17 protein-coding genes are annotated in these 20,759 nt (G+C 65.6%); all 17 read left to right on the top strand.

Features of this window, described 5'->3' with window-relative positions; all coding sequences use genetic code 11:
• Nucleotides 1-230 precede the first annotated feature (230 nt).
• The 17 genes from DPM35_RS30675 to DPM35_RS30595 all read left to right on the top strand — a co-directional run bounded on the left by DPM35_RS30675 (nucleotide 231) and on the right by DPM35_RS30595 (nucleotide 20,703).
• On the top strand, nucleotides 231-2,966 hold the full coding sequence (locus DPM35_RS30675; RefSeq protein ID WP_112131226.1) for a winged helix-turn-helix domain-containing protein: 2,736 nt from the start codon (nucleotides 231-233) through the stop codon (nucleotides 2,964-2,966).
• Nucleotides 2,967-3,107: 141 nt separating this feature from the next.
• The gene (locus tag DPM35_RS30670; RefSeq protein ID WP_112131225.1) at nucleotides 3,108-4,208 is read left to right on the top strand and encodes a class II histone deacetylase; all 1,101 of its coding nucleotides are present in this window, start codon (nucleotides 3,108-3,110) and stop codon (nucleotides 4,206-4,208) included.
• Nucleotides 4,209-4,232: 24 nt separating this feature from the next.
• Nucleotides 4,233-5,582, top strand: a complete 1,350-nt coding sequence (locus DPM35_RS30665) for an ABC transporter substrate-binding protein (protein ID WP_245431722.1) — start codon at nucleotides 4,233-4,235, stop codon at nucleotides 5,580-5,582.
• 4 nt (nucleotides 5,583-5,586) lie between these two features.
• Complete coding sequence (locus tag DPM35_RS30660) at nucleotides 5,587-6,387, top strand: ABC transporter ATP-binding protein (protein ID WP_112131224.1); 801 nt, start codon at nucleotides 5,587-5,589, stop codon at nucleotides 6,385-6,387.
• Nucleotides 6,380-7,090 carry an ABC transporter ATP-binding protein gene (locus DPM35_RS30655; RefSeq protein WP_112131223.1) on the top strand — a complete coding sequence of 237 codons (711 nt, stop codon included), beginning with the start codon at nucleotides 6,380-6,382 and terminating at the stop codon, nucleotides 7,088-7,090. Before DPM35_RS30660 ends, DPM35_RS30655 begins: the two co-directional genes overlap by 8 nt.
• Nucleotides 7,091-7,093: 3 nt before the next feature.
• The gene (locus DPM35_RS30650; protein WP_112131222.1) at nucleotides 7,094-7,972 is read left to right on the top strand and encodes a branched-chain amino acid ABC transporter permease; all 879 of its coding nucleotides are present in this window, start codon (nucleotides 7,094-7,096) and stop codon (nucleotides 7,970-7,972) included.
• A complete protein-coding gene (locus DPM35_RS30645; RefSeq protein WP_112131221.1) occupies nucleotides 7,969-8,943 on the top strand; it encodes a branched-chain amino acid ABC transporter permease in 975 nt (324 codons plus the stop codon). The genes DPM35_RS30650 and DPM35_RS30645 overlap by 4 nt, the downstream gene beginning before the upstream one ends.
• 332 nt (nucleotides 8,944-9,275) lie before the next feature.
• Nucleotides 9,276-10,508, top strand: a complete 1,233-nt coding sequence (locus DPM35_RS30640) for an MHYT domain-containing protein (RefSeq protein ID WP_112131220.1) — start codon at nucleotides 9,276-9,278, stop codon at nucleotides 10,506-10,508.
• Between the two features lie 163 nt (nucleotides 10,509-10,671).
• On the top strand, nucleotides 10,672-11,535 hold the full coding sequence (locus tag DPM35_RS30635) for an FAD binding domain-containing protein (protein WP_112131219.1): 864 nt from the start codon (nucleotides 10,672-10,674) through the stop codon (nucleotides 11,533-11,535).
• Between the two features lie 12 nt (nucleotides 11,536-11,547).
• Nucleotides 11,548-12,057 carry a (2Fe-2S)-binding protein gene (locus tag DPM35_RS30630; protein WP_112131218.1) on the top strand — a complete coding sequence of 170 codons (510 nt, stop codon included), beginning with the start codon at nucleotides 11,548-11,550 and terminating at the stop codon, nucleotides 12,055-12,057.
• Nucleotides 12,054-14,474, top strand: a complete 2,421-nt coding sequence (locus tag DPM35_RS30625; protein ID WP_112131217.1) for an aerobic carbon-monoxide dehydrogenase large subunit — start codon at nucleotides 12,054-12,056, stop codon at nucleotides 14,472-14,474. Before DPM35_RS30630 ends, DPM35_RS30625 begins: the two co-directional genes overlap by 4 nt.
• Nucleotides 14,475-14,504: 30 nt before the next feature.
• Nucleotides 14,505-15,386 carry an AAA family ATPase gene (locus DPM35_RS30620; protein WP_112131278.1) on the top strand — a complete coding sequence of 294 codons (882 nt, stop codon included), beginning with the start codon at nucleotides 14,505-14,507 and terminating at the stop codon, nucleotides 15,384-15,386.
• Nucleotides 15,383-16,591, top strand: a complete 1,209-nt coding sequence (locus tag DPM35_RS30615) for a vWA domain-containing protein (protein WP_112131216.1) — start codon at nucleotides 15,383-15,385, stop codon at nucleotides 16,589-16,591. Before DPM35_RS30620 ends, DPM35_RS30615 begins: the two co-directional genes overlap by 4 nt.
• Nucleotides 16,592-16,602: 11 nt before the next feature.
• A complete protein-coding gene (locus tag DPM35_RS30610) occupies nucleotides 16,603-17,439 on the top strand; it encodes an XdhC family protein (RefSeq protein WP_112131277.1) in 837 nt (278 codons plus the stop codon).
• Between the two features lie 14 nt (nucleotides 17,440-17,453).
• On the top strand, nucleotides 17,454-17,912 hold the full coding sequence (locus tag DPM35_RS30605) for an SRPBCC family protein (protein ID WP_112131215.1): 459 nt from the start codon (nucleotides 17,454-17,456) through the stop codon (nucleotides 17,910-17,912).
• Nucleotides 17,913-18,092: 180 nt separating this feature from the next.
• The gene (locus DPM35_RS30600) at nucleotides 18,093-18,566 is read left to right on the top strand and encodes a hypothetical protein (protein ID WP_112131214.1); all 474 of its coding nucleotides are present in this window, start codon (nucleotides 18,093-18,095) and stop codon (nucleotides 18,564-18,566) included.
• A gap of 61 nt (nucleotides 18,567-18,627) precedes the next feature.
• On the top strand, nucleotides 18,628-20,703 hold the full coding sequence (locus DPM35_RS30595) for a sigma-54-dependent Fis family transcriptional regulator (protein ID WP_198419739.1): 2,076 nt from the start codon (nucleotides 18,628-18,630) through the stop codon (nucleotides 20,701-20,703).
• Nucleotides 20,704-20,759 lie beyond the last annotated feature (56 nt).

Below are 20,759 nucleotides of genomic sequence, written 5' to 3'. Positions count from 1 at the left end.
AAAGAGTTCACAATCCGACCGGGCGGGATGGAACCCTTGCACTAACGACAGGATGCATGCGTATCGTCCAATCCGCGTAAGTTTACCGCAGTGGCTTCGGCACCGCAACGACGGAACGGATTCGAACAACGAACCGGATCGCGATCATTGGCGCGCTCCCAGCCCGGCCATTGCCTCCGCGCCGCACTGCGCGTTTATTAAAAGCGCCGAAAGCAGCCGTCGAGAACCAGATGCTGATAGAGACGAAGCTCCAGCCGCCTCATTTGCGCGACGCCCTTGTTCAAAGACCGCGGCTGCTGCGCACCCTGGATGCCGCGACCGCGGGGAAGCTGACGGTGGTGACCTCGCCCGCCGGCTTCGGCAAATCGACCCTGCTCTCGCAATGGGCGGCCGGCATATCCGGCGGCATCGCCCAGGTCGCCTGGCTGTCGATCGACCGGCTGGACAACGATCTCGCCCGCTTCCTCAAATACCTCGCCGCCGCCTTCCATCGCGTCGACCCCGACATTGCCGGCAACGCGGAATCGCTGATCGACTCCAGCCCGGTGACTCCGGTCGATTCCATCCTTACCGCCATCATCAACCAATTGTCGCGCCGCGCCGCGCCGATCTACCTCGTCCTCGACGACGCGCATCTGATCGTCTCCGGCGAGATCGCCGCCTGCATCAACATGCTGGTCGCCTATGCCCCGCCCGCCTTGCGCATCGTGCTCGCAACCCGTGGCGAGCTGCCGCTCGAGCTCGCCCATATGAAGATGAAGGGGCACGTCGTCAGCCTCGGCGACAGCGACCTGCGCTTTTCGCTCGAGGAGACCGAGGACTATCTTGCCAATGTCTGCGGCCTCGACCTCGCGGTCTCGGCCATGGTGGCGCTTCACCACAAGACCGAAGGCTGGCCGGCCGGCCTGCAGCTTGCCGCGCTGGCGTTGGCGCATGAGGGATCGAGAGAAGCTTTCATCGCCGAATTTTCCGGCAGCCAGCGCGACGTGGCGATGTTCCTGACCCACGACGTGCTCGCCCGGCAGGCGCCAGAGATCCAGGATTTCCTGCTCAGGACCTCGATCCTCGACCGCTTCTGCCTGGGCCTCGTCGAGGCGGTCTGTCCGGGACGGGACTGCGCCGCGGCGCTGGCGACCATCGAGCACTCGAACCTTTTCCTCATCGCGCTCGATTCCACGGGACAATGGTTCCGCTATCACCACCTGTTCTCGGAGTTCCTGCGCAACAGGCTGGATGGCTGGGCGCCGGAGACATTCAGGGACCTGCATCGCTCAGCCGCCGCCTGGCTGGCGGCCCGAGGCTATATCTCCGACGCGGTCGACCACGCGCTCGCCAGCGGCGACGCCGACCATGCGGCGCGCCTGGTCGAGGAATGCGCCATGCCGCTGACCATGCAGGGCCACATCCCCAAGCTGACGGAGTGGCTGAACCAGCTTCCGGCGGACCTCATCGCCGCCCGCCCCCGCCTGCTCCTTGCCCGCGTCTGGGCGCAGTTCCACATGAGCCGGCCACGCCAGGCGGTCCGCATCCTCAAGCAGGCCAAGACCCTGATCGGGCAGCTTGCCGAGCGCGGCGAGATCGACCGCGCGACCACCCGCTCGCTCAAGGCCGAGCTGCAGACGCTGACGGCTGGCGTCATCAGCGCCACCGACCGTTCCCGCACCGCGACCCGCGTCGCCTCGCGCTGGCTGGCGGATTTTCCCGAAGACGAGCCCTTCGCGCGCGGCACGCTCGCCAATATCTGCGCCTTCAGCCACTATTCGCTTGGCGAGTTGGACGCCGCGCGCCTGCGCAGCCTCGCGGCGCGCGACCATCACGCCGCCGCCAATTCCGTCTTCGGGATCGTCTACTGCGACCTCTTGCTGGGGCTGGTCGAGATTTCCGCCGGCAACCTCGCCGAGGCGCACCAATTGCTCGACCGCGCCTGCCGACTCGCCCGCGAGCGCCTGGGATCCGGCTCCTACACGGAAGCGATGACGGCGATCTTCCATGTCGAGCTCGCCTATGAGTGGAACGACCTGCAGGGCGCCGAGCGCATCCTGCACCAGCATCGGCAGATCATCGAGGAATGCGGACTGGTCGTGCACGAGATGGCCTGCAAGCTGCACCTGGCGCGGCTCTCGGCCGCGCATGGGCGGCACGACGAGGCCATCGTCTTCCTCGAACGCGCCGAACGGCTGGGCATCGAGAAGCGCTACCGCCGGCTGACGGCCGCGGCGCTGAACGAGCGGGTGCGGCTGCTGTTGTCGCGCGGCGACGTCCGCGCCGCCCGGCTGGCGCTGCGCTCGCGCGGCATCGAGCCTTCGGCCGAAAGCCGGCCGGCCCCGATCCATCCGCTCGACGAATATGCCCATATCGGCGCCGCGCGCGTGCTGATCGCCGAAGGCCACCCGGCGAAGGCCATCGCCGTGCTCGACCGTATCGCCGAACGCATGCGCCGCGACGGCCGCCTGCGCGGCTTCATGCAGGTGCGGGCGCTTGTCGCCATCGCCGCGCACAGCGCGGGCGAAACGCTGCTGGCCCTGGCGGCAGCGGTCGACGTCGTCACTTTGGCGCTGCCGCAGAACGCATTGCGCTCCCTCATCGATGAGGGCCTTCCGATGCGCGAGGTGCTCGAATTCGCCCGCTCACGAATTCCGGCCTGGTCGCGCAATTCGAGCACCGCCACCTTTGTCGACACGCTTTTGCGCGAGCTGGGCAAGACCGCGCCCGAACGGACGCGCCCGATAGCAATCGTCGGAAAGAAGCAGATGCTGAGCAGCAAGGAAACCGATGTCGCCGCCCTGCTTCTGCGCGCCTATACCAACCGCCAGTTGGCCGAGACGCTGTCCATGGCGCCCGACACGGTGAAGTGGCACCTGAAGAACATCTTCGGCAAGCTCGGCGTCTCCAGCCGCACGGAGGCGGTCCTCAAGCTGAAGGAAATCGGGCTCGACGCCGCCACCGAACGGCAATTGGCGGGCTAGAGCAATCTTCAGCCTGGAATTGCGCCGCGACAAGAACCACCCGAATGGGTGGACTCAAAAAACCACCCGTTACCCGAAGGTGTCGGGACAGCGCTAATGTAGCGGGTCATCATCCGGCCGAGATATGCTGGGTGGAGCCGCATGGCGACTGGTTTCGTTTTCCACGAACTTTATCTTTGGCACAACACCTGGAACTGGAACCAGGTCTTCCCGCCGAGCCTAACGGTCCAGCCCGGCACACATGCCGAAAATCCCGAGACCAAGCGTCGCCTGCGCAACCTCCTGGAAGTGAGCGGCATCCTCGACCATCTGGTCACCATCAAGCCGAGGCGCGCCACCGTCGAGGAGCTGTCGCGGGTCCATACGCCGGCGCATATCGCCAAGATCAGGGAGATAAGCGACCGCGGCTATGGCGACGCCAGCGCGCTGACGCCGCTCGGCGCCGGCAGCTATGAGATCGCGCTCCTGGCCGCCGGCGGCGCCATCAAGGCGATGGAGGCCGTCATCACCGGCGAGGTCGACAACGCCTATGCGCTGATCCGCCCGCCAGGTCATCACGCCACCGCCGATGTCGGCATGGGCTTCTGCCTGTTCTCGAACGCCGCCATCGCCATCCGCCATGCGCAGCAGTTGCACGGGCTGACGCGGATCGCGACCGTCGACTGGGACGTGCATCACGGCAATGGCACGCAGTCGATCTTCTACGACGATCCGAGCGTGCTTTCGATCTCGCTGCATCAGGACAATCTGTTCCCGGCCAATTCCGGCGCGATCGCCGAGAACGGCGAGGGCAAGGGCAAGGGTTTCAACATCAACGTCCCGCTGCCGCCTGGGTCCGGTCCGGGCGCTTACGCCGCTGCGTTCGAGCGCGTGGTGATCCCGGCGCTGACGCGTTTCAAGCCGGAGCTGATCGTCGTGCCCTCGGGCTTCGACGCTTCCGGCGTCGATCCGATGGGGCGCATGCTGATGAATTCCAGCGGCTATCGCAGGCTGGCGCGCATGCTGCTCGACGCGGCGCGCGCGCTGTGCGGCGGGCGCCTGGTGATGACGCATGAGGGCGGCTACTCCGAAATGTACGTGCCTTATTGCGGCCTCGCCGTGATCGAGGAGCTTTGCGGACACCGCACGGGCGTCGAGGACCCGTGGGACCAGCTGATGGGACAATGGGGTGGAATGTCGGCTCAGCCGCATCAGACGGCCATCATCGACCAGGCAGCCGAACTGGTCAAAAACATAAACTGACAAGAACTTACAAGGGGAATCGAGATGAAGCGCAGTTCGAAACTAACCACGCCGAATGTGATTGCCGGCTCCCGCCGCAACTTCCTGATCAAGGGCGGGCTTGCAACCGCCGCGACGCTGACAGGCATGCCGGCCATGCTCCTTGCGATGAACAACGAGGCGCGCGCCGAAGGCGATCCGATCCCGGTCGGCCAGTGCGGGCCGACCACCGACTTCGCCGCGCCCGACGGCATCGAGTTCAAGAACGGCCTGACGCTTGCCTGCGAGGAGATCAACGCGCTGGGCGGCATCCTCGGCCGGCCGCTGGAGCCGTCCTTCGAGGACACCGCGCAGATGGGCGACGCCACCAATGTGCAGGCGGCGCAGCGCCTCGTCGACCGGCATGGCGTGCATGCGATCCTCAACGGCTACAACATCGGATCCGGCGCCGCGATCCAGGAAGTCGCCGCCGACAACGGCATCATCTATGTCCACTACGACACCACGATCGGCCACAACAATCTGGTGAAGTCCAACCCGGACCGCTACTGGGGTTCCTTCCAGGGCGACCCGGCCGAATACTGGTATGGCCCCGGTTTCCTGAAGTTCCTGCAGGGGCTGGAGGAGAACGGCGAGTGGAAGCGCAAGAACAACAAGATGGCGGTGATCCTGTCGGCCGGCGTCTATGCCTCCAACATCGCCAACGCCGTCAAGGAACAGGCCAAGAGCTACGGCTGGGACATCAGCCTGTTCGAGACCGTCAGCGTGCCGGCCTCCGAATGGGGCCCGACGCTGGCCAAGATCCGCCAGGATCCCCCGGCGGTGATCTGCATCACCCACTTCCTGCCCGCCGATCTCGGGCAGTTCGCGCTGCAATTCGCCTCGAACCCGACGCCGAGCCTGGTTTATATGCAATACGGCCCGTCGATTCCGGCCTTCCGCGACATCGCCAAGCAGGCGGCCAACGGCATCATCTATGCGACCGTCGTCGGCGCGCTGCAGGACGAGATCGGCACCGCCTTCGAGAAGCGCTACAAGGAAAAGTTCGGCCCCAACGCCGGTCACAATTCCGGCGCGCAGCCCTATGACGGCGCTTATGTCTGGGCGACCGCGGCGGCCCTTGCCGGCGGCACGGGCGAACCCGGCAACAACGACCAGAACCGCAAGGTTGCAGCCCGAATGAGCTCGATGATATGGCGCGGCGTGACCGGCACGACCCGCTTCATGCCGCTCGAGAATGCCGCCTACACCTATCCGACCCAGGTCAACGATTCATCACTCGGCATGCCGCATCAGTTCCTGCAGATCCAGGACTACACCAAGGGCCCCGGCCTGATCGCACCGGCGCCATACGGCACGACCAAGTTCATGATGCCGCCATGGATCAAGGCCTAGCCGGATGACGGGAGACGCCGCCGCGACGCCCTTGCTGTCGTGCAGGCATGTCGGCAAGTCCTTCGGCGCGCTCGCGGCGGTCCGCGATCTGTCCTTCGATGTCGGGGCTGGAGAGATCCTCGGCATCGGCGGACCGAACGGCGCCGGCAAGACGACGCTGTTCGAGGTGATCTCGGGCCTGAACCCGGCCACCAAAGGCGCGATCGTGCTCGACGGCCAGGACATCACCAAGCATGCGCCCGAGCAGATCTGTCATGCCGGCGTTGCCCGCACGTTCCAGCTCAACGCGGGCTTCGACAGCATGACCGCGCGCGAGAACGTGCTGGTCGGCGCCTATTTCGGCCGCAACAATCGGGCCGTGCCGACGCTGCGCGCCGGCCGCGCGGCGCATGAGGCCGCCGATGCCGCGCTTGAAATGCTCGGCATCGCCGACCGCGCCGACAAGGTCACCGGCAAGCTGCCGGTGCTCGACCGCAAGCTCCTGATGATGGCGAGCGCCATGGCGACGAAGCCGAAACTGCTGCTCATGGACGAGCCGGTCGGCGGCCTCACGGCGCGCGAGGTCGACCGTGTGATGGATGCCGTGCGCGCCATCAAGGCGGCGGGCGTCACCATCATCCTCATCGAGCATGTGATGCGCTTCCTGGTGCGCCTCTCCGACCGCATCATGATCATGCATCACGGCGAAAAGATCTTCGAAGGCCTGCCGACGAAGCTTCTCGACGACCGCACCGTAGTCGATGTCTATCTCGGCCAGGGCGCCTCCGAGCGGCTACGCTCCTTCATGGAGAGCACGCATGGCTGAAGCGGCGCTCGAGATCGTCGACGCCAGCGCCGGCTATTCCGGCCGCATCGTGCTCGACGCCATCAAACTGTCGGCAAGGAAGGGCGAGCTCACCGCCATTGTCGGCCCCAACGGCCATGGCAAGAGCACCCTGCTCAAGGCGATTTCCGGACTTGTCCCGGTGACGTCGGGCGAGATCCGCCTCGACGGCTCGCGTATCGACCGCCTGCGCCCCGACCAGATCGTCGAACGCGGCGTCATCCAGGTTCCGCAGGGCGACCTGCTCTTTCCGGCAATGACCGTGCACGAGAACCTTCTGATGGGCGCCTATGCCAACAGCGACGGACTGGCCGAACGGATCGACTTCGTCTTTGCGCTGCTGCCCAAGCTGAAGGAGCGCCGCAACCAGACCGCCGGCACGCTTTCCGGCGGGGAGCGCCGCATGTGCGGCATCGGCCGTGGCCTGATGGCGGGCGGCGAGGTGCTGATGCTGGACGAGCCGTCGCTCGGACTGGCCCCGATCGTCATCGAGCAGATCTACGAGGTCATCTTCAACCTGAGACGCGAGGGCCGCACCATTCTTCTGGTCGAGGAGAATGCCGAGCGGATCGCAGAGCATGCCGACATGATCCACCTGCTCGACAATGGCCGCATCGCCTGGTCGGGCCTGGGCGCCGAACTGATGGCGCGCCCGGAAATCGTCGAAACCTATCTCGGAGTGTGAGCGATGGACGTCCTGATCCAGATCGTCGCTTCCGGCCTGACGCTCGGCGCCATGTACGCGGTCGCGACCATCGGCCTGTCGCTCGTCTACGGCTCGCTCAACATGCTCAACATGGCGCATGGCGCCATCCTGACTCTTGGCGGCTATATCTGTTACGCGGCAATCGTCCATGCCGGCCTCAATCCGGCGCTCGCGCTTCTCGCCGCCGCCTTCGTCTGCGCGCTGGTCGGACTGCTGATCTATTTCAGCGCGGCCCTGCCGTTGCTCAGGGCCGAGAATTTCGAGACCAACATCTTCATCGCCACGATCGGCATCGGCAGCGTCATCGAGAATTTGATGCTGAAGGGTTTTGGACCCTATCCGATCCCGCAGCCGCTGGCGGTCGAAGGCCAGGTCGTCATCGGCAATGTGCACATACCGCTGCAGAACGTCTTCATCCTTGGCGTCGCCATCGTTTTGATGGTGGCGGTCGCCATCCTCCTGCAGCGCACCAGCGCCGGCCGCGCCATCCGCGCCACGTCGATGAACCGCGAGGCGGCTCAGTTGATGGGCGTCAGGGTCGGCCGGGTCTACGCGCAGGTGCTGGCGCTCTCCGGCGCGCTCGCCGCCGTTTCCGGCATCATGATCAGCTCGATCGCCACGCTGACGCCGGTGATGGGCGGCGACCCGATGCTGAAGGCCTTCATCGTCTGCGTGGTCGCGGGGCTCGGCAATGTCTACGGCGCCGTGATCGCGGCAATCGCGCTTGGGCTGCTCGAGGCTGCCACGCAATATGTGCTCGGCGTGCGCTGGAGCTTCGCCACCTTGCTGCTTCTCGTCATCCTCGTGCTCATCTGGCGGCCTTACGGCCTGTTCGGCAAACAACAGGTGGTGCGCCTATGACATCCATCCGCCGCGATATCCTGATCGGTCTCGTCTGCCTGGCTCTCGCCATCGCGCTGCCGATCGTCATGCCCGGGCGCTACGTCATCACCCAGTCGACGCTGTTCTTCATCTGGGCGATCGTTGTGGTGCAGTGGAACCTCGTGCTCGGCATAGGCGGCATCTTCTCGCTGGCGCAGATGGCGCTGTTCGCCAGCGGCGCCTACGCAACCGCGATGCTGGGCTTCTACTGGAAGGTGCCCATGCTTGCCGCGATCCCGATGGCCGGCGTGATCACCGTCGCGGTCGGCATGCTGATCGGCCTCGCCTGCCTGCGGCTGCGCGGCCCCTATGTGGCGCTGCTGACGCTGGCGATCGCGCAGGTCATGTATGTGCTCATCGTCAACGACACAGACTGCTTCACCACCGTCGGCGGCTGCATGCCGCTGTTCGGCGGCGTGCGCGGCATCGGCCAGTTCGGCGATATCGGCCTGCGCGCGCTGTTCCCGTCGAAATGGTACATCGCCCACTACTATGTCGGGCTGGCGCTGCTGGCTGTCGCGGTGACGATCTCGATCGTCGTCATCCGGGGGCCGCTCGGCCTTGCCTTCCGGGCGCTGCGCGACAATCCCGGCTACGCCATGTCGCGCGGCATCAGCCGTTTCAAATACCAGCTCTGGATCTTCGCGGTCTCCGCTTTCTTCACCGGCATAGCAGGCGGCTTCTACGCCATCCATTTCCGCGTCGTCGGCCCGACGGTGTTTTCCTTCTCGACCCTGCTGTTCCTGATCGCGATGATCGTCATCGGCGGCCTCGGCTCGATATGGGGGCCGCTGCTCGGCGCCGCCGTGCTGATGCTGGCCGACGAAGGCATGCGGGAATTGTCCGACTACCGCAACATAGGTCTTGGGCTGCTGCTGGCGGTCTTCGTCATAGCGTGGCCGAACGGGCTGAACGGCTGGCTGCAGAGGAGCCGGACCAGCCGCGGTTGAGCAGCCGTCTCAACCAGCGCTGCTTTCTGCCTAAAAGCGCCTTCAGCCGTCCCCGAGAGCGTCCCAATCGCAAACGATCCCGGCAACGCTTCCTGATCCGGGGCGCCGGTCAGCTGGCGGAGTTGACGGCCATCGCTTGTCAAGGCGGCCCCCGCGCATCTGACAGGATCGGCGGCCTGCCCAGCTCGCCTTTTTTAGCAGTTCCGTGAGGAAACCCGCTGGACACCCTCCCTGAGGTTGGCCTCGGCCGTTGCAAAAGTGGCCCTCGCTTGTACACTCGCCGGCAGGAAGCGCCGTGTGGATAGGTGGATATCTCACCGGTGGGTACCGGAATGTTTGAAGGGCACAACCCTTATCTGGTCGCGCTCTCGGTGGTGATCGCGATCCTGGGAGGATATACAGGTTTCGGGTTGGCAGCCCGTGTGCGCGGCGCGCCCGGCGCGAGCCGCCGGTTTCTGTTGGCCGGCGCCGCCTTCTTCCTGGCAGTCGGCATCTGGACCATGCACTTCATCGGGGTGTTGGCGGCGCCGCTGCCCGCGGGCACCACCTATCTCGTTCTGCCGACCATCGTTTCGTTCCTGATCTGCGCTCTCGTGGTCGGCGTTTCACTGTTCTTCGTGTCCATCGGCGAGCCCTCCGGCAGCCGCGTCATCGCCTCGGCGCTGCTGCTCGGTACCGGCATCGTCTCGATGCACTATGTCGGCATTCACGGACTTGCCGGTCCGTTCCACATCCATCACGACCAAATGATGATGCTGGTTTCGGTGCTGATCGCCGTCGGCACCGCCTATGGCGGACTGCGGATACTTCTTGCCCGGCAAGGCGGCATGCGGCTCGCGCTCAGCGCGGTCGCCTTCGGCTTTGCCGTGTCGGGCATGCACTACACCGCCATGTATGGCATGCACATGATGCCTTCGGCTGGCGAGGGCATGGATGGTCTCACCGCCTCGCCGCAGATCCTGGCGTTGATCGTCTCGCTCCTTTCATTCCTTGTCGTCGCCGGGTTCCTGCTCTTCCTGGTGCCGGAATCGCAGCAGCGCTCCACCGCGACCTCACCCGGATGGCTGGGGGAGTCTGGCGCCGTGGATGCCACGCGGGAACTGCCTGGCGGCGACGATCCGCTGGGCTCGCGGGCAAAGCGGCCGCTGCCGCTGCATGGCCTGGGGCAACCGCCGCTGCCACTGGCAACGCGCCTGCCCGTCGAAGGTGTCGACGGTACGCATTTCGTCGAGGATGACGAGATACGCAGCATTCGCGCCGACGCCCATTACACGCTCCTCCATGACGGGACCCGCGAGCGCATGAGCCCGTGGTCGATCTCGGAAGCGGAATCCCAACTCGACCCGTCGCGCTTCATGCGCGTCCACCGAAGCCACATCATCTCGGTCGCTCATGTCGTGCTGATGCGCAAGGAAGGTGACGGCGCCGTCGTCGAGCTCGACGGCGCGGCGCCGCACCTGGTGCCGGTAAGCCGCGCCCGCGTCGCCGAGTTGAGGGCGAGGCTCGGCCTTCTCAAGCGGCACGCGCGGGGAGCGGCTCTGCCGAAGGAAGGTCAGTCGGCCTGACGCATTTCGTGCGGCAAAAGCCGCCTTTCGTGTGAAATCCGACCTTTCGTGACCCATTCGTCCGGCCTGCCTTGAAGCCGGCAACGCCTCGCATCAGCCTCCCCTCAAAACAGTCCGGGTCCGATCACAGAGAGCGGAGCAACGCGGACCAAGAGGAGGAAACATGATCCCGGGACCATTCGACTATCATCGGCCCGACTCCGTCGCGGATGCCATCAAGCTGCTCGCCGAACTGGGCGACGAAGCGCGGCCGCTGGCCGGTGGCCACAGCCTCATTCCGATGATGAAGCTGAGGCTCGCCACGCCCGACCACCTCGTTGATCTCGCCGGCATCGGCGCCCTGAAAGGGATCGTTCGCGACGGCGACCGCATCGTCATCGGCGCCATGATCACCCAGCATGAACTGCTGGCGTCCGAGACGATCGCCTCCGCTGTGCCGATCCTGCGCGAGACAGCCCTGCTGATCGCCGACCCCCAGGTGCGCTACCGCGGCACCATCGGCGGCAACGTCGCCAACGGCGATCCCGGCAACGATATGCCGGCCCTGATGCTGACGCTCGGCGCCGAGTACACGCTGGAGGGGCCAAGTGGCAGCCGCACGGTCGCCGCGAGCGAGTTCTACCAGGGCGCATATTTCACCGCCATCGAGCCGGGCGAGATCCTCACCTCTGTCTCGATCCCGGTGCTGCCGGCCGGCCACGGCTACGCTTACGAGAAGCTGAAACGCAAGATTGGCGACTATGCGACAGCAGCCGCCGCCGTGGTGCTGACCATGGCGGGCGGCAAGGTGGCGACCTGCTCGATCGGCCTCACCAATCTTGCCGAGACGGCGCTGCTGGCCGACGACGCGGCGGCAGCCGTGATCGGCACGACGCTCGACGATGCGTCGCTGAAGAAGGCGGCCGAAGCGGCCAGGGCGATCATGAGCCCGGCCGGCGACGGGCGCGGGCCGCCGGAATACCGCAAACATGTCGGCGGCATCATGGTCGAGCGGGCGCTGAAGCGCGCCGCCGCCGTCGCTCGCTAGGGAGGAACATCGATGGCCCAGGCCAAGAAGACCCAGGTCAGCATGACGGTGAACGGCCAGCCGGTGGAAGGGCTGGTCGAGCCGCGCACGCTGCTCATCCATTTCATCCGCGAGAACCTGCAGCTCACCGGTCCGCATATCGGCTGCGAGACGACGCATTGCGGCGCTTGCACGATCGACATGAACGGCATGTCGGTGAAGAGCTGCACCGTCTTTGCGGTGCAGGCGGAAGGCGCCGAGATCACCACGATCGAAGGCATCGCCAACCCGGACGGCACGCTGTCGGCGCTGCAGGAAGGTTTCCGCATGATGCACGGGCTGCAATGCGGCTTCTGCACGCCGGGCATGATCACCCGCGCGCATCGCCTGCTGCAGGAGAACCCGAACCCGACCGAGGACGAGATCCGCTTCGGAATCGCCGGCAATCTCTGCCGCTGCACCGGCTACCAGAACATCGTCAGGGCGATCCAATACGCCGCCGCCAAGTTGAACGGCACCGAATTCAAGGAGGCCGCAGAATGAACGACATGTCTCTCACGCGCGAGGAGCGCGAGGCGAAACTGGAAGGCATGGGCTGCAAGAGGAAGCGCGTCGAGGATATCCGCTTCACCCAGGGCAAGGGCAATTATGTCGACGACGTCAAATTGCCCGGCATGCTGCATGGCGACTTCGTGCGTTCGCCGCACGCGCATGCAAGGGTGAAGTCGATCAATTCGGAAAAGGCGCTGAAGGTGCCGGGCGTGCTCGCCGTCATCACCGCCGAGACGCTGAAGACAGTGAACCTTGCCTGGATGCCGACGCTCGCCGGCGACGTCCAGATGGTGCTGGCCGACGGCAAGGTGCTGTTCCAGAACCAGGAGGTGGCTTTCGTGGTCGCCACCGACCGCTATGCCGCCGATGACGGCGTCGCCGCCGTCGAGGTCGAATACGAGCCGCTGCCGGTGCTCGTCGATCCCTTCAAGGCGCTCGATCCGGATGCGCCTTTGCTGCGCGAGGACATCAAGGACAAGAAGGACGGCGCGCATGGGCCGCGCAAGCATCACAACCACATCTTCGAATGGACGGTCGGCGACCGGGAACTGACCGATGCCGCCTTCAACAAGGCGGATGTGACGATCAAGGAGATGATCTCCTACCACCGCACGCATCCGTCGCCGCTGGAGACCTGCCAGTGCGTCTGCTCCTTCGACAAGGTGAAGAGCGAGCTGACGATCTGGGGCACGTTCCAAGCGCCGCACGTCATCCGCACGGTCGTGTCGCTCATCGCCAAGCTGCCCGAGCAGAAGATCCACGTGATCGCCCCCGATATCGGCGGCGGTTTCGGCAACAAGGTCGGCGCCTATCCCGGCTATATCTGCGCCGCAGTCGCCTCGATCGTCACCGGCAAGCCGGTGAAGTGGGTCGAAGACCGCATCGAGAACCTGACCGCGACCTCGTTCGCGCGCGACTACCATATGACGACCGAGATCGCGGCGACCAAAGAGGGCAAGGTCACCGGCTTGCGCGTCCATGTGCTTGCCGACCACGGCGCCTTCGATGCCTGCGCCGATCCTTCGAAATGGCCGGCCGGCTTCTTCAACATCGTCACCGGATCCTATGACTTTCCCGTCGCTTATCTCGCGGTCGACGGCATCTACACCAACAAGGCGCCGGGCGGCGTCGCCTATCGCTGCTCGTTCCGGGTGACGGAGGCCGCCTACTGCATCGAGCGGGCGATGGACATACTGGCGCAGAAGCTCGACATGGATCCGGCGGAACTCAGGCTGAAGAACTTCGTCAAGCCGGAGCAGTTCCCCTACCACTCGGCGCTCGGCTGGGAGTACGATTCCGGCGACTATCACACCGCCATGCGCAAAGCGATGGAGAGCGTGAAATATGCCGAGCTGCGCCAGGAGCAGGCGGCAAAGCGCGAAGCCTTCAAGCGCGGCGAGACGCGCGAGATCATGGGCATCGGCGTGTCCTTCTTCACCGAGATCGTCGGCGCCGGTCCGTCGAAGAATTGCGACATCCTCGGCATCGCCATGTTCGATTCCTGCGAGATCCGCCTGCACCCGACCGGGGCCGGCATCGCCCGCATGGGCACGAAATCGCAGGGCCAGGGCCACGAGACGACATGGGCGCAGATCATCGCCACCGAGATCGGCATTCCCGCCGACAACATCATGGTCGAGGAAGGCAATACCGACACCGCCCCTTACGGGCTAGGCACATACGGCTCGCGCTCGACGCCTGTGGCGGGTGCCGCCATCGCCATGGCCGCGCGCAAGATCAAGGCGAAGGCGCAGATGATTGCCGCCTACAAGCTCGAGGTCCATGAGGACGATCTCGAATGGGACATAGACGGCTTCCGCGTGAAGGGGCTGCCGGAGAAGTTCCTCGGCATGAAGGACATCAGCTGGATCGCCTACAATTCGCCGCCGCCCGGCATGGAGCCGGGGCTGGAAGCGGTGAGCTATTACGATCCGCCCAACATGACCTATCCGTTCGGCGCCTATATCTGCGTCATGGACATCGACGTCGACACCGGCGTCTACAAGGTCCGCCGCTTCTACGCGCTTGACGATTGCGGCACGCGCATCAACCCTATGATCATCGAGGGCCAGGTGCATGGCGGGCTGACCGAGGCCTTCGCCATAGCGATGGGCCAGGAGATCCATTACGACGAGACCGGCAACGTCACCACCGGCTCGTTCATGGATTTCTTCGTCCCAACCGCGGTCGAGACACCGAAATGGGAGACCGACTACACGGTGACGCCGTCGCCGCATCATCCGATCGGCGCCAAGGGCGTCGGCGAAAGCCCGAATGTCGGCGGCGTGCCCTGCTTCTCCAATGCCGTCAACGACGCCTTCTCCTTCCTCGGCTCCACGCACATCCAGATGCCGCACGACTACTGGCGCAACTGGAAGGCCGCGAGGGAGCTTGGGGCGGTGGGCTAGGCGAAAAGGATGGTGGAGGAACGTCCGCCGATGGCCACCCTCTCCCGCGATGCCGTCGCCGGTCGCCTGGCGGAAGCCGGCTACATCGCCGACGCCGAGCTGGCGACGGCGATCGCCATCATGCAATTGCTGCAGCGGCCGCTGCTGCTCGAAGGCGAGGCCGGCGTCGGCAAGACGGAAGTGGCGAAGGCGCTGGCCGCGGTGCACGGAACCGAGCTCATCCGCCTGCAGTGCTATGAGGGCCTGGACCAGTCGACGGCGCTCTATGAGTGGAACTACCAGCGGCAGCTGCTGGCCATCGAGGCGCACAAGGGCTCGAGCGATCCGGACCGCATCGAGGATGCGGTGTTCTCCGGGCGCTATCTCCTGGAACGTCCCCTGCTGGCGGCGATCCGTCGCCGGACGCCGCCGGTGCTGCTGATCGACGAAATCGATCGCGCCGACGAGGAATTCGAAGCCTTCCTGCTCGAGCTGCTCTCCGACTGGCAGGTGTCGATCCCCGAGCTCGGCACCATCAAGGCCGAGGCCATCCCGCATGTGGTGCTGACATCGAACGGCACGCGCGAGCTTTCCGACGCGCTGCGCCGCCGCTGCCTTTACCACTATCTCGACTATCCGGACGCCGAACGCGAAGCGCGCATCGTCATGGCGCGCATCCCGCGCGCCGGGGCGACGCTGTCGCTGCAGATCGCGCGCATGGTCGAGGCGATCCGCAAGGAGGATCTGCGCAAGGTGCCGGGCGTCGCCGAGACGCTCGATTGGGCGGCGGCGCTCGTCGGCCTCGAGGTCGACAATCTGCACGACCGGCCGGAGACCGTGCATGAGACGCTGATGTGCCTGCTCAAGACCCGAGAAGATTCCGCGCGCATGGCACGCGCGGTGACCGACCGGCTGCTGGGGAAGGTGGCATGAGCTGCTGCGGCACGCCTCCCACACTGGAAGAGCTGGACGATGTCTCGCGCCTGGTTTCGGCAAAGCTTGCCGCCTTCCTGAAGACCTTGCGGGAAGCCTCCTTCCCTGTCAGCCTGCAGGAAGGCCAGGACGCCGCAAGATTGCTGGCAGCCGGCTACGGTAAAAGGGCCAGCCTGCTTCGTTCCGCTTTCAAGAACCTGTTTTCGGCGCGCAAGGCGGACTGGGAGAAGTTCGACGGTATCTTCGATGCATTCTGGCTGCGCAGGGGCGTGCGTGCGCGCGCGGCCGCGGCGGGCACGCCCGCCAACGCCAACAGGTCCCCGATCAAATCGCTTCAGGAGGCGTCCGAGCGCAAGGGAGGGGACGGAACGTTCGATCAAGTCCCTTCGAGCGACCAGCCGGAAGAAAGGGAACGCTTGGGCGAGGGTCGCGCCGAAGGCGCCACACGGGCCGAGACGCTGGCGAGCACCGATTTCCGCAAGCTGTCCGACCCTGCCGACATCGCCGAGGCCCACGCGGTCGCCGCGCGGCTGGCACGGGCGATGCGTGCCCGGCTCACCCGGCGCGATCGCGCCCGACGGCGAGGCTACAGGCTCGACCTCAGGCGCACCATCCATCGCAACATCAGCCATGGCGGCGCGCCGGTCAGCCTGGTGAGGCGCCAGCGTAAGGAGAAGCCGCTCAGGCTGGTCGTCCTGCTCGACGCGTCCGGCTCCATGAGCATGTATACGGGCACGTTCCTGCGCTTCATCCACGGCGTGCTGGATGAGTTCCGCGAGGCCGAGGCGTTCCTCTTCCATACCCGTCTCGCCCATGTCTCCGACGCGATGAAGGAGAAGGACGTGGCGCGGGCGCTCGACCGGCTTTCGCTGCTGGCGCAGGGCGCCGGGGGCGGCACGCGGATCGGCGAAAGCCTGGCCACCTTCAACCGCTCGCACGCAGCGCGCGTCATCCATTCGCGCACCTGCGTCATGATCGTCTCGGACGGCTACGAGACCGGCGACGCCAGAACGCTGGGGCGCGAGATGGCCGGGCTTGCCCGCCGCTGCCGCCGCATCGTCTGGCTCAATCCGATGATGGGCTGGGAAGGCTATGCGCCGGAGGCCGCGGGCATCAGAGCGGCGCTGCCGCATGTCGATCTCATGGCGCCCGCGCATACGCTGAAAAGCCTTGCGGCGCTCGAACCCTATTTAGCCAAACTGTGACGGAGGCGAAGATGACCGCCCATGTCGATGTGCTGGATCTGATGTCGCGGCTCAAGGCGGCGGAAGAGCCGTTTGTCCTCGCAACCGTCGTGCGCACCGTGTCGGTCACGGCGGCCAAGGCCGGCGCCAAGGCAATCATCCGGCCGGACGGTCGTATCGAGGCGGGATGGATCGGCGGCGGCTGCGCGCGCGGCGCGACGCTGAAGGCCGCGCGCGAGGCACTCGCCGACGGCCAGTCGCGCCTGGTCTCGATCCAGCCGGAAAACCTCCTGGAAGAACTCGGCGTCAAGCCGGGCGAGGACCGCGACGGCATCAACTTCGCCCGGAACATGTGCCCGTCACGCGGCACGATGGATATCTTCGTCGAGCCCGTCCTGCCGAAGCCGGGGCTTGTGGTGTTGGGCTCCAGCCCGGTGGCGCAGGCGCTGGTCGAACAGGCGCGGCCGCTCGGCTACCACGTCACTTTGGCGGCGCCGCTGGCGCATTTCGACGCCATGCCGGAGGCGGATGAGCTGGTGGACGGCTTTGCGCCCGACACCTCTCATCAGGCGCGGCGCTTCGTGATCGTCTCGACCCAGGGCAAGGGCGACGAGGCGGCGCTGAAGGCGGCCCTGGCGATCGACGCGGAGTATCACCGATTTGTCGGCAGCCGCCGCAAGATGGCGTCGCTCCGCGAGAAGCTTACGGCGCAAGGCATCGCGGCCGAGGCGATCGACCGCGTCAAGGCGCCGGCCGGGCTCGATATCGGCGCCATCACGCCCGAAGAGATCGCGCTGTCGATCCTCGCCGAAATCACCGTCGAGCGCCGCCGCGGCCAGCGCATTCCGGATATCAGCTTGGCAAAGTAGGAGGATACGACGCAATGGACATGAACGGACAGGAACGGATCGCAGCGCCGATCGGCGCCGTGTGGGCGGCGCTGAACGATCCGCAGGTGCTGAAGAACTGCATTCCCGGCTGCGAAGCGCTGGAGAAGCAATCCGACACCGAGATGACGGCGAAGGTCGTGCTGAGGATCGGCCCGATCAAGGCGAGCTTCGAGGGCCAGGTCACGCTGGCAAATCTCAATCCGCCGCATTCCTACAGCATCCAGGGCGAGGGAAAAGGCGGTATCGCCGGCTTCGCCAAAGGCGGCGCGGACGTATCGCTTGTGGAAGACGGACCGGCCGCGACCGTTCTTTCCTACACGGTGAAGGCCGATGTCGGCGGCAAGATCGCGCAGCTGGGCGGGCGTCTGATCGATTCGACCGCGCGCAAGCTCGCCGGCCAGTTCTTTGCCAATCTCGGCACCTGCCTCAACGATCAATCCGTTGGCGCTTGAGATCGTGCGACCAAGACTGGAGCAGCGATTTTGCCGGCTGTGATGCGGCATGGGGCTACCACCCGCACCGGTGTCGGATGTCGTATGTTAGTTTACTGGCACGAAAGGTGGTTCTGCGATACGGTTTGAAAAGGGGGCGATTGCAGACGGCTTTTTGACCAAGTGACTCTGGGAGGAGCAATGGTCGAAATCATATCGAAGCGCGACGGCTCGCGACGCGAGGACGCCGCCATGAGGCGTTTGATCGAGCAGAACCGCGCAACCATCACGCGGCTCGCCGACCATATTAGCGGCGGAAGCTATTCGGCGGGCAAGGCGGCAAAGCCCAAGCCGGAAGCAAAGGGCCTCATCATCCATTCCGTCGGCAGCGCAAGGTCCGCCATCGAAGCGAGCACCAGGATCCGCATCAGCCTCAACGGGCGGGTGATCATGGTGGACGAGAATTCGGGCCGGCAGCTGCATCATATCGGCGATCTCAAGCGCAGGGACGGTAACGATGTCTTTGTGCTTGCGACCAAAGCCAACCATTATTTCTCGCCGGTCGACGAGGACATCGCGGCCGCGCTGGCCGACCTCGACGGCGGCCGGCTCGAAGCGGATTATGGCGAAGAACAGCTCGCCGCGGACATCGGCAACAGGCTTGGCATGAACTGAGGTGGGCGAGAGCGTGCGATGGTTAAATGAAGCGTAGCACCGGCCAGACGAAAGCCTGCCCATGACGCATTCCGCCCGTGATCCGATGCGTCCCAACGCCCTTGTCGCGCCAGGCTATGACGAGCGCGCGACCATGCGAGCCTGGGAGACCCTGCTTGCTGGCGGCAGCGAGCCAGCCGGCAGCCGCTTTCCGGTTCGCTCCCTGATCCACGATTCCTGGAGCCGCTGCGCCACAAGCGGAATCAATGCGCAGCAGAGCGAAGCGCCGCTGGAGAACGGCAAGGACCACATCGAGCTGCTCTCGCGCTCCAACGGCGAGTTGCTTGCCGCGGCGCGGCGGTCCTTCTTCACCATCGGCCGCCTTCTCGAGGGGACCGGCGCCATGCTGGTGCTGGCGGACGGCGACGGCGTGCTGATCGATGCCATCGGCGACAAGCGCACGATCCATGACGGCATGGACATCCATCTCGCCGTCGGCGGGAAGTGGACCGAGGACGTCGTCGGCACCAACGGGATCGGCACGGCACTTTGGGCGGGCGAGCCGGTCTTCGTGCATGCGGCGGAACATTTCTGCGCCGGCATCAAGTCGTGGACATGCGCCGGCGCGCCCATTCGCGATCCGATCGATGGAAACATCATCGGCGTCGTCGATCTTTCGGGCCATCCCGACATCTTCCGGCCGCATAATACCGTGCTCGTCGCGGCCGCCGCGCGCGAGATCGAGAAGGCGCTCGCCGAGCAGCAGATCGAGGACCGCGCGCGCCTGCTCGAGGCCTTCATCAGCTCGGCGCCCAACTACCGCCGGCGCGACGGCTTGATGATCGTCGACCGCCGTGGCAGGCCGATCTACTGCAACAACCTTCCCGAGGAAGCCGCGCGCGAATTGCTGGCGGAGCCGGCCGCGCAGAATCCGAACGCCAGGTTCCTGGTCAAGCTGCCTGATCTCGGCTCGGGCGCCGAACTGGGCGAGGCGCTGCCGGCATCGCTGCGGTCCTGCCACATCAGCGCGCTCGAGTTCGATGACGGCCTGCGCGGCGCGGCCCTGGTCTTCCCGGCGCAGGGATCGACCACAATCGTTTCGGACGGTCGCAGAACGCAGCTCAAGCAACTCGAAGCGGCGTCGGCGCTGATCATCGGCGAGAGCGAGCCCCTGCTTGCCGCCGTTGACATCGCCTGCAGGGTCGCCGAATCGAAGGAGGTCACCTCGGTCCTGCTCGAGGGCGAGACAGGCGTCGGCAAGGAATTGTTCGCAAGGCTCATCCATATCGGCAGCCGCGCCTCGCAGAACAGCCCGTTCATCGCCGTGAACTGCGGCGCGATAACCAAGGAGCTGTTCGGCTCCGAATTGTTCGGCCACGTGTCGGGCGCCTTCACTGGCGCGAGCCGCGACGGAAAGCCCGGCGTCTTCGAGCTCGCCAATGGCGGTGTGCTCAGCCTCGACGAGATCGGCGAAATGCCGCTCGAGATCCAGCCGTTCCTGCTCAGGGTGCTGGAAGAGCGCGTGGTCCATCGCATCGGCGACAGCCGCGCCCGGCCCGTCGACGTGCGCCTGGTCGCCTCGACCAATCGCGATCTGAAGCGCGAGGTGGACGCCGGGCGGTTCCGCCGCGATCTCTACTATCGCATCTCGACCGTTTCCATCCGCGTGCCGCCCCTGCGGGACCGCGGCAGCGACGTGCTTTTGCTTGCCGAGCACTTCAACCACAAGATCTCGGCTCGGATGGGATCGGCCCCGCTTGAATTCTCCACGGCGGTCATGGATGCGTTCCTGGCCTACCAGTGGCCGGGAAACGTGCGCGAGTTGAAGAACCTGGTGGAGAGGCTGCACGTGCTGTCTCGCGGCGCCATCGTCGGCCTCGGCGATCTGCCGGAGGAAATGCTGGGAGCAGGAACGGCAAAGGCGGGGGCCGAAATTCAATTGGCAGCGGCGGCAACGACCGGCGCGACCGGCACATTGCCTTGCGCCATCGGCGACGCGCCAATACGCAGCATCGAGGATGCCGAGCGCCAGGTCATCAGGGACGCGCTAGCGGCGGAGGGCGGCAATTTGAGCCGGGCTGCGCTGCGTCTCGGCGTGTCGCGCCCGACGCTCTATCGCAAGCTCGACCAGTTCGGCATCCGGCGCGGTTTCATCTGAATTCCCCCCAACCTGAAAGGTCAAAGGCCCCATGGCGCGAAACCATGGGGCCTTTT

The sequence above is a fragment of the Mesorhizobium atlanticum genome, from assembly GCF_003289965.1.
Classification (GTDB): Bacteria; Pseudomonadota; Alphaproteobacteria; order Rhizobiales; family Rhizobiaceae; genus Mesorhizobium; species Mesorhizobium atlanticum.
The sequence above is the reverse complement of the archived record's forward strand: the minus strand, read 5'-3'. Positions and strand labels throughout refer to the sequence as shown.

Excerpts from the sequence above, each read along its gene's own strand:
- DPM35_RS30655 (WP_112131223.1), top strand. The coding sequence starts at position 6,380 with ATGGCTGAAGCGGCGCTCGAGATCGTCGACGCCAGCGCCGGCTATTCC.
- DPM35_RS30630 (WP_112131218.1), top strand. The coding sequence starts at position 11,548 with ATGGCCCAGGCCAAGAAGACCCAGGTCAGCATGACGGTGAACGGCCAG.
- DPM35_RS30650 (WP_112131222.1), top strand. The coding sequence starts at position 7,094 with ATGGACGTCCTGATCCAGATCGTCGCTTCCGGCCTGACGCTCGGCGCC.
- DPM35_RS30670 (WP_112131225.1), top strand. The coding sequence starts at position 3,108 with ATGGCGACTGGTTTCGTTTTCCACGAACTTTATCTTTGGCACAACACC.
- DPM35_RS30615 (WP_112131216.1), top strand. The coding sequence starts at position 15,383 with ATGAGCTGCTGCGGCACGCCTCCCACACTGGAAGAGCTGGACGATGTC.
- DPM35_RS30640 (WP_112131220.1), top strand. The coding sequence starts at position 9,276 with ATGTTTGAAGGGCACAACCCTTATCTGGTCGCGCTCTCGGTGGTGATC.
- DPM35_RS30660 (WP_112131224.1), top strand. The coding sequence starts at position 5,587 with ATGACGGGAGACGCCGCCGCGACGCCCTTGCTGTCGTGCAGGCATGTC.
- DPM35_RS30665 (WP_245431722.1), top strand. The coding sequence starts at position 4,233 with ATGAAGCGCAGTTCGAAACTAACCACGCCGAATGTGATTGCCGGCTCC.
- DPM35_RS30620 (WP_112131278.1), top strand. The coding sequence starts at position 14,505 with ATGGCCACCCTCTCCCGCGATGCCGTCGCCGGTCGCCTGGCGGAAGCC.
- DPM35_RS30605 (WP_112131215.1), top strand. The coding sequence starts at position 17,454 with ATGGACATGAACGGACAGGAACGGATCGCAGCGCCGATCGGCGCCGTG.
- DPM35_RS30635 (WP_112131219.1), top strand. The coding sequence starts at position 10,672 with ATGATCCCGGGACCATTCGACTATCATCGGCCCGACTCCGTCGCGGAT.
- DPM35_RS30645 (WP_112131221.1), top strand. The coding sequence starts at position 7,969 with ATGACATCCATCCGCCGCGATATCCTGATCGGTCTCGTCTGCCTGGCT.
- DPM35_RS30610 (WP_112131277.1), top strand. The coding sequence starts at position 16,603 with ATGACCGCCCATGTCGATGTGCTGGATCTGATGTCGCGGCTCAAGGCG.
- DPM35_RS30595 (WP_198419739.1), top strand. The coding sequence starts at position 18,628 with ATGACGCATTCCGCCCGTGATCCGATGCGTCCCAACGCCCTTGTCGCG.
- DPM35_RS30625 (WP_112131217.1), top strand. The coding sequence starts at position 12,054 with ATGAACGACATGTCTCTCACGCGCGAGGAGCGCGAGGCGAAACTGGAA.
- DPM35_RS30600 (WP_112131214.1), top strand. The coding sequence starts at position 18,093 with ATGGTCGAAATCATATCGAAGCGCGACGGCTCGCGACGCGAGGACGCC.
- DPM35_RS30675 (WP_112131226.1), top strand. The coding sequence starts at position 231 with ATGCTGATAGAGACGAAGCTCCAGCCGCCTCATTTGCGCGACGCCCTT.